The organism is Streptomyces sp. VNUA24 (genome assembly GCF_029167005.1).
Classification (GTDB): Bacteria; Actinomycetota; Actinomycetes; order Streptomycetales; family Streptomycetaceae; genus Streptomyces; species Streptomyces scabiei.
The window spans coordinates 9,966,057-9,974,491 of record NZ_CP119143.1 but is presented as its reverse complement, the minus strand read 5'-3'; the positions used below and the strand labels follow the sequence as shown (position 1 = coordinate 9,974,491).

3 protein-coding genes are annotated in these 8,435 nt (G+C 71.7%); 2 read left to right on the top strand and 1 reads right to left on the bottom strand.

The features are described from left to right. On the bottom strand, positions 1–3,294 hold a 3,294-nt coding region (locus PYR72_RS42900), incomplete at its 3' end, for a beta-ketoacyl synthase N-terminal-like domain-containing protein (RefSeq protein WP_275460300.1). A gap of 262 nt (positions 3,295–3,556) precedes the next feature. On the opposite strand from PYR72_RS42900, the gene PYR72_RS42895 reads away from it, so the two are divergent. Beyond that, positions 3,557–4,519: an ACP S-malonyltransferase gene (locus PYR72_RS42895; protein WP_275453771.1), complete on the top strand. Its 963-nt coding sequence runs from the start codon at positions 3,557–3,559 to the stop codon at positions 4,517–4,519. Positions 4,520–5,502: 983 nt separating this feature from the next. Beyond that, on the top strand, positions 5,503–8,298 hold the full coding sequence (locus PYR72_RS42890) for a LuxR family transcriptional regulator (protein ID WP_275453772.1): 2,796 nt from the start codon (positions 5,503–5,505) through the stop codon (positions 8,296–8,298). Positions 8,299–8,435: the final 137 nt, after the last annotated feature.

Here is an 8,435-nt window from a genome sequence, read left to right as displayed (position 1 = left end):
GAAGAACTCCGCATCGAACTCCGCCGCATCATGCAAAAACCCGCCATGCCGCGTATACGACGTCCCCGGCCGATCCGGATCCGGATCGAACAACCCCTCCACATCCCAACCCCGGTCCACCGGAAACCCCGACACACCGTCCCGACCCTCAGCCACCAACTCCCACAACCCAGCAGGCGACACCACCCCACCCGGCAACCGACACGCCATCCCCACCACCGCCACCGGCTCCCCCACACCCGCCTGCGCGAGGGCCTCCGGGGCCGGCGTGCCGTCGCCCGGCGCGTTCCCCAGGTGGCGGATCAGGGCCTCGGGTGTCGGGTGGTCGTAGATCAGGGTGCTGGGCTGACGTGTGCCGGTCGATCTGCTGAGGATGTCGCTCAGTTCGACGCCCATGAGGGAGCTGAAACCGAGTTCCTTGAAGGTGGTGCCGATCCGCACGGCGTCGGCCGAGTCGTGGCCGAGGACGTGGGCCACGTGTGCGCGCACCAGCTCCGCCGGTGCGGTTCGGCGGTCGCCGGGGGCGGCCGGGGAGACCATGTCGAGTTCCGGCGAAGGGAGTTCCGGGGCGGCCGGGCTCCGCGGGAGCGATGTGCCGGGGGAGCCGAGCCAGTGGCGCTGCCGCTGGAAGGCGTAGGTGGGCAGGGCGACGCGGCGCGCTCGGGAGCGGGCGAAGAGCTGGTTCAGGGTCCCGGTGGCGCCGCCCACGTGGAGTTCCGCGAGTGCCGAGTAGAGAGTGGCTCCTTCGTCGCGGTCCCTCCGCACGGCGGGGACGAAGAGCTGGTCGGCGCCGTCGGGCGCGCAGTCGCGGGCCATGGTGGAGAGCACCGCGTCCGGTCCGATCTCCAGGTGGAGGACGATCCCGCGGGCGTGCAGGGTCCTGACCCCGTCGAGGAAGCGGACCGCGTCGCGGGCGTGGCGGACCCAGTGGTCGGGAGAGCGGAGTTCGTCCTCGGTGGCGGTCCGGCCGGTCAGGTTGGAGACCACGGGGAGGTGCGGTGTGCGGTAGGTGAGACTCTCGGCGACCTGGCGGAACTCGTCGAGCATGCCGTCCATGTGGGGTGAGTGGAAGGCGTGACTCACCCGTAGTCGCCTGGTCCTGCGGCCGCGGTCGCGCCAGCGTCCGGCGAGGCGGAGCACGGCGCCCTCGTCGCCGGAGAGCACGGTCGAGGCGGGTCCGTTGACCGCGGCCACGGCGACCTGGCCGGCGAACTCGGCAAGGTCGGAGCGGAGTTCCTCCTCGGACGCCTGGACCGACACCATGGCGCCGCCACCCGGCAGTTCGTCCATCAGACGGCCCCGTGCCGCGACGAGCGTGCAGGCGTCCGGCAGGTCCAGTACGCCGGCCGCGTGTGCCGCGACCAGTTCGCCGACGGAGTGGCCCAGTACGGCGTCGGGAGTCAGACCCCAGTGTTCGAGCAGCCGGTAGAGCGCGGTCTCGAAGGCGAAGAGCGCCGGCTGGGTGTAGCCGGTCCGGTCGAGCAGGGCCGCGTCGGGGGTGCCGCCGCTGTCGAGGACCAGGTCCCGCAGCGGCCGGTCGAGGTGGCGGTCCATCTCCTCGCACGCCGCGTCGAAGGCGTCCGCGAAGACGGGGAAGGTGGTGTGCAGCGCCGCGCCCATGCCGGGCCGCTGGCTGCCCTGCCCGGTGAACAGGAACGCGAGGCCGCCCTCGCGTGCGGTGCCCTCCACCAGACGCGGCACGGGGCGGCCTTCGGTCAGGGCCGCGATCGACGCGAGGAGGTCGTCGCGATCGGTGGCGAGGGCGACCGCGCGTCGCGCGAAGTGGGTGCGGGTCGTGGCGCAGGAGTACGCGATCTCGCCGGTCCCGAGTTCGGGGCGGTCGGCGAGATGGTCGAGCAGGCGTGCCGCCTGGGCGCGCAGGGCGGGCTCGTCGCGCCCGGAGAGGGCGACGGGGGTGACGGGGGCGGGCAGCGGGGCGTACGACGGTTCGGGGGCCGCGGGCGTGCCCCGGCCGCGCCAGTCGGACAGCACCAGGTGGCAGTTGGTGCCGCCCAGGCCGAACGAGCTCACCCCCGCGGTCCTCGGCAGGTCGTCGTGGGGCCAGGGCGCGAGTTCCCGCTGGACCGTCAGATTGAGGCGGTCCAGGGGTACCGAGGGGGGCGGGGCGGTGAAGTTGAGGCTGGGGGGAAGGGCCTGGTACTCGATGGACAGGATGACCTTGAGCAGGCCCACGACACCGGCGGCGGCCTCCAGATGGCCCACGTTGGTCTTGGCGGAGCCGACGGCCAGGGGCCTGCCGGGCGTCCTCGCGGTGCCGAGGGCCGCGCCGAGTGCCGCGGCCTCGACGGGGTCGCCGGCCTTCGTCCCGGTGCCGTGCAGTTCGACGTACTGCACCTGGTCGGGGCGTGTCCCGGCGCGCCGGTGGGCGAGTCGGATCACCTCGCGCTGGGCGCTCTCGTCGGGAACGGTCAGCCCGGAGGAGGCGTTGCCGGCGTTGTTCACGGCGCCGCCGAGGATGAGGCAGCGGATGCGGTCGTCGTCGGCCATGGCCCGGTCGAGGGTCTTGAGGACGACCAGAGCTCCGCCCTCGCCGCGTACATAGCCGTTGGCGCGTGCGTCGAAGGTGTGGCACCGCCCGTCCGGCGAGAGGGCGCCGGAGCCGGCGGCGACGAGTGCGCCGTCCAGGGCGAGGTTGAGGTTGACGCCGCCGGCCAGGGCGGCGGTGCAGTCGCCCGCGCGCAGGCTCTCGCAGGCCAGTTGGACGGCGACGAGGGACGAGGACTGTCCGCTGTCGACGGTCTGGCTCGGCCCCCGCAGGTCGAGGGTGTGGGAGAGCCGGTTGGCGATCATGGTGCGCTGGGTGCCGACGGCCGTGTGGCGGGTGATGCCGGCGGCGCCCAGGCGGGCGCGCAGGGTCGCGTAGTCGTCGGTGGCGGCGCCGACGAAGACCGCGGTCGGGCTGTCGGCCAGGGTGCCGGGGACGATGCCGGCGTGTTCCAGGGCCTCCCAGCCGAGTTCCAGCACCAGGCGCTGTTGGGGGTCCATGGCGGCGGCCTCGCGCGGGGAGATCCCGAAGAAGGAGGCGTCGAAGAGGTCGGCCCGGTCGAGGAAACCGCCCCATCGCACGCGTTCGGCGTCCGGTGCCGCCCCGGCCGACCTGATCGCGTCGGCGTCCCAGCGGTCGGACGGCGCCTCGGTGATGGCGTGCCGGCCCGTCGCGAGCAGCCGCCAGAACGTCTCCGGGTCGGGCGCGCCAGGCAGTCGGCAGGAGTATCCGACGACCGCAATCGGCGTGCCGGCATCACCGTCGTCCTTGTTCGGCATTTCTTCCATTTCCGGCTTCCCGGCCATCCGGGCAAGAGGAATTACTCGGGCCACGCAAGAACTCTGACAGTCCCGCATATCGTCTCGATAGCGCGGCCCGCGACACCCGACGGTGGCTGGAAACAGAGTCGGATGGCTCTTTCCGCAGGGCCGGGCGGTGGGTACGGTAGCTGCGCATCAGTGGCCTCGAAGACCCGGTCGCGCGGTAGGCACACCGAGAGCACCAGGTCCTGTTCACGCCTTTTTTGTTCGAGATACACAGGAGTCGGCCATGACGTTGGGCTTTCTGTTCGGCGGCGGAGTCGGCGCGGATGTGCACGGTCTGGAGATGTACAGGGCCCATCCCGTGATGCGGGACCTGTACGAGCAGGTCTCGGAGTGGACGGGTCTCACGGTGGGCCAGATCCTCGAGGAGGAGCTGCCGGAGCCCCAGGAGGAGCGGCAGAGCGCCGGGACGATCCGCGAGACGGCACTCGCCCTCGGCATCCACGACGTGCTGGCGGAACAGGGGCTCTGCCCGGCGGTGCTGGGCGGACTGAACCTCGGCGCCATGACGGCGAGCTGCCTGGCGGGCTCGATCGGACGGCGGGAACTGTTCGAGATGCTGGCGTACGCCCGTCACACACCCGAACTGTGCGCCGAGGAGCCGGAGCAGGGCCTCGCGCTGGCGTTCGCGCCGGCCGAGGGCGACCTGGTGGCGGCGTACCGGGGCGAGGGCCGGGCCGGGGTGCATCTGTCCGGGGACTTGGGTCCGACGGCCGACGGGGCCGTGCGGATCCTGATGCTGTCGGGCGAGCGGAAGGCACTGGACGCGCTGGCGGCGGACCTTCCGCCGGGCAGTGTCGCCCCCTTGCCGGACCGGCCGATCGCCGTGCACTCGCCGCTGCGCGGTCGGTTCCGCGCGTTCATGGCGCCGTACATCGACGCGATGCCGTTCAAGGCGCCCGAACTGCCTCTGGTCTCCTGCCTGGAGCGCAAGACCTTGACCACGGCGGAGGACGTACGGGATCTGTTCGACCGGAACCCCACGGACCCGATCAGTCTGGTGGACGTCTGCGACGAGATGAAGGACCAGGGCGTGCGCCTCGGCCTCATCATCGGCGGCTCGATCCCGGACGGCATCCTCGGATTCCCGTTCCCGGTGGTGCACGTCGACAAGCCGGAGCACATCCAGCAGGTGCTGACCAGTGTGAACGAGTTCGGCATGGACCTTTCGCCGGCGTGGGCCCGGTGAGCGCGGCGGCCGACGTGTCGCCCGCCGCGCTGGGGGCGGGCTGCGACACGTTGATCGAAGACTGGCTCGAAACCGACCTCGACGCGTGGACCTCGAAGGCGGTGGTGGCTCGGTACTTCCCCCCGGAGACCGGCAGCCCGTACCGGCCGCCTCGCGCCGCCCGACTCGACCCCGACGCGCGGGACATCACCCGCTATGAGCGGCTCACGGCGTTCGGCCCGTTTCCGGTGGACGTCCCGCGCTCCCGGGACCCGGCGGACCTGATACCGCTCGACGTGCCGCGCCCGCCGACCGGCCGCGTCCGGGACACCGGCGGCACGAGGGGCGCGAGCGGCACGACCGGCACGTCCTCCCGGACCTGGCTCCGGGCGACCCCCACGAGACCAGGTCTGATCGGCGACGGCGTGCGGGAGGTGCCGGACCTGTACGCCGGGCAGGCGCACTCCGTCGGCATGGACCCGCGCCGGGTCGAGCGACGCATCCGGGCCGACCGACCGGCAGACGCGGCCAAGTGCACCACCCATCCGCTGGAGCAGGTGGGCCGACGTGCTCGTCCACGCCCGGATCGACGGCGGCATCCGCGGTCGCGGCTACGGCAACACCTTCGGCAACGCGGCGAGCCTGCCCGTCGGGCAGAACACCGAACGCAAGCCATATGGCCCGAATTGCCCGCAGGCGACAATGAATGTCATACGCAAAGTGGGCTGGTCAACGGCGGTGGAATACGGCACCGTAGGACAGGTCCGGCCGACCGTGCCGCACGAAGACCCCTGCCTTCCGACATCTTCGAACGCGACCGGGCGCTACTTTACGACACCGGCTCGAAATGGCCGTCCGGCGGAGTCGCGAATGGGACTCCGCTGCAGACTACTTCGTCGGCCCCCGAGGGACTCCGCTAAGAGTCCGCAAAGAAACCCGAGGCCTCCGGCAATCTACTCGTGAGTTTACGAATAGAATTCCGATGTGTTGCAAAGAGTACACGCATGATACTGATCGACCGCAAAGACGAACTGTCCGCGTTACACGAATTCCTCGCGGACAGCCGCCACGGCAATGGACACGTCGCCCTCGTCAGCGGCTCCGTGGGCATCGGCAAGTCGGAGTTGCTCTATGCCTTTGCCGAGGAGGCGTCCGCGACCGGTTCCGAGGTTCTGCGAGCCGTCGGCCGGGAAGAGGAGCGCGACGTCCCGTTCGGTATCATCCATCAGCTCGTCCGGGACATCTCACTGCCCGCACCGCTCCGTACGCAGATGACCGCCCTGGAGAACAGCTTCGCCTCGGGTCGTCCGCCCGCCCGTCATGAGTCGGCCGCCCTGCAGGCCCATGTCGCCCGCAGCCTGTGCCGTGCGCTGCTGCACGCGGCCGGGCCGCGCGGCCTGCTGCTCTGCGTCGACGACGTCCAGCACACCGACTCCGCCTCCCTGAGCTGTCTGCTGCAACTGCTCCCGCACACGAGATCCGCCCCCGTGATGCTGGTGTTCAGCCGCCCGGACAGTGCCCGCCACTGTCTCCCGCAGTTGAGCACCGAACTGCTCCGCCATCCCTTCTACCGGCGTGTCCGGTTGGCTCCCCTGTCCTCGGAGGGCACGACCGAGCTCACGACGAAGGCCCTGGGCACACAGGAGGCACAGGCCTACGGCCCCGTCTACCACTCCCTCGGCGGAGGCAATCCCCTGCTCGTCCACGCCCTGTTGAGGGACCACCGCGACAGGCTGGTGGACGGTGACGACGACAGCGCCGGCGACGGCGACGCAGGGTCCGAAGTCCCGCCCGCGGGAGAGGAGTTCGCCCAGGCGGTCCTCGCCTGTCTGCACGGCCGGGAGCCGGACGTCCTCGGCGTGGCCCGCACGATGGCGTTACTGGACTCCTGCTCCTCCCCCGACCGCCTGGGCCGCCTGCTCCGGCTCGGTCCGTCCTCGGTGGCGAACGCGCTGCGGCATTTGGAGGCCGCCGGGCTCGTCGCCGGCGACCGTTTCCGTCATCCGGCGGCACGGTCGGCCGTCCTGGACGACATCCCCTGGGGCGTGCTCCGGCGACAGCGACTGGACGTCGCGGAGTTGCTCCACCACGAAGGACTTCCGACACCCACGGTCGCCCGGCATCTCGTCGCGGTGCGACACGTGCCACCCGGCTGGGCCGTCCCCGTGCTGATGGACGCCGCCGAGCAGGCGCGCCGAAGCGGCGACGTCGGCTTCGCCCTGGAGTGCCTGGAACTGGCGCTGTCCGGCTCCGACGACGCGCGGGAGCAAGCGCTCACGGCGATGAAGCTCGTGCGGCTGGAGTGGCAGCTCAACCCCTCCATGGTGACTGCCCGTCTGGGGCCCCTGTCCGAAGCGCTGCTGACGGGTGTCCTGCCCGCCCATCTGGCCGTCCCGCTCTCCCGTGCCCTGCTGTGGCACGGGCGCCTGGACGAGGCCGCCGAGGTGATCCGTGCGCTGGACCCGAAGGTCCCGGGCCCCCACGGCCTGTACACGGAAACCAGGGAGTGGCTGCGGAACCGCTACCCCGTGATGGTGCCTCTCCTCCCTTCCGCCGCCGAGGACGGCCCGGGCATCCGCGACAGCAGGGAACCCGCGGCCGCCAGACCCCTCCTGCTCGCCGAGACCGTCCTCGGCTCGACACTGCGCAACGGCGGCGACGAGTCCAGCGCCAGGAGTGCCGAACAGGTGCTGCGCTCCTGCCCCCTGGACGACACCAGTCTGTACGCGCTGGAGTCCGCGCTGCTCGCGCTCGTCTACGCGGACCGGCTCGGCCAGGCTTCCGTATGGTCGGCCAAGCTCCTGCAGGAGGCCACCGTCCGGCAGGCGCCCACCTGGCAGGCGAAGCTCACCGCGATCCGCGCCGAACTGGCCCTGCGGCAGGGCGATCTGCACGAGGCATGCGCCCTGGCCCGCTCCGCCATGACCCACCTCTCGCCCCGCAGTTGGGGGGTCGCCGTCGGTGCGCCGCTGAGCACGCTCGTCCTGGCCGCGACCGCCATGGGGGCGGACGACGTCACCGAGGAGTACCTGCGGCACTCGGTACCGGAGGCGATCTCCGAGTCGCGGTACGGCCTGCAGTACCTCTACGCCCGGGGCCATCACCACCTGGCCGCGGGCCGGGTGCACGCGGCCCTGGACGACTTTCTGCGCTGCGGCGACCAGGCCCGCGCCTGGGACATGGATCTGCCCGCCTTCCTGCCCTGGCGCAGCGGCGCGGCGGCCGCGCATCTGCGCCTCGGGCAGCGGGACCAGGTCCGACGACTCGCGGATGCGGAGCTGGCCCGCCCCGGCAGCGCCAAATCCCGCAGTCGCGGCGTCGCCATGTGCCTGCTGGCCGAGATCGCCGAACCGCGGCGCCGGGCGAGCCTGCTGCTGGAGGCGGTCAGTGTCCTGCGGCTCACCGGGGACAGGCTCGAACTGGCCCGGGCACTGGCCGCGTTGAGTTCCGCGCAGCGCGCGATCGGTGAGGTGGAACAGGCACGGCGAGCGCTGTACCAGGCGCTGCACCTGGCCGATGTGTGCGGCGCCGACCGTCTGCAGCCCTACCTGCCGCCGCGCGGCAGGGAAGGGGCACCGCCCGACCAGGTCACCGTTCCCCGCGACCCCCTCAGCGCGGCGGAGCGACGGGTCGCCTCCCTGGCCGCCCTGGGCAACTCCAACCGCGAGATCGCCGACCAACTGTGCGTCACCATCAGCACGGTGGAACAGCATCTGACCCGCGTCTACCGCAAGCTCAACGTCACCAGGCGCGCGGACCTCCCCAGAGAGTTCAAAGCCCTGGCCGTCGGCTCCATCTGAGCGACCGCACCGCCGTTCCCCTGACGGGCGCCGCCGAGTCCCGCGGCGCCTCCGGCACCGGTCGCGGTGATGGGTGCATCACCGTCGCCCAGACAATCCGAACCGGGACCTCGTGAAGGATATCGGGCCCGGTCTCG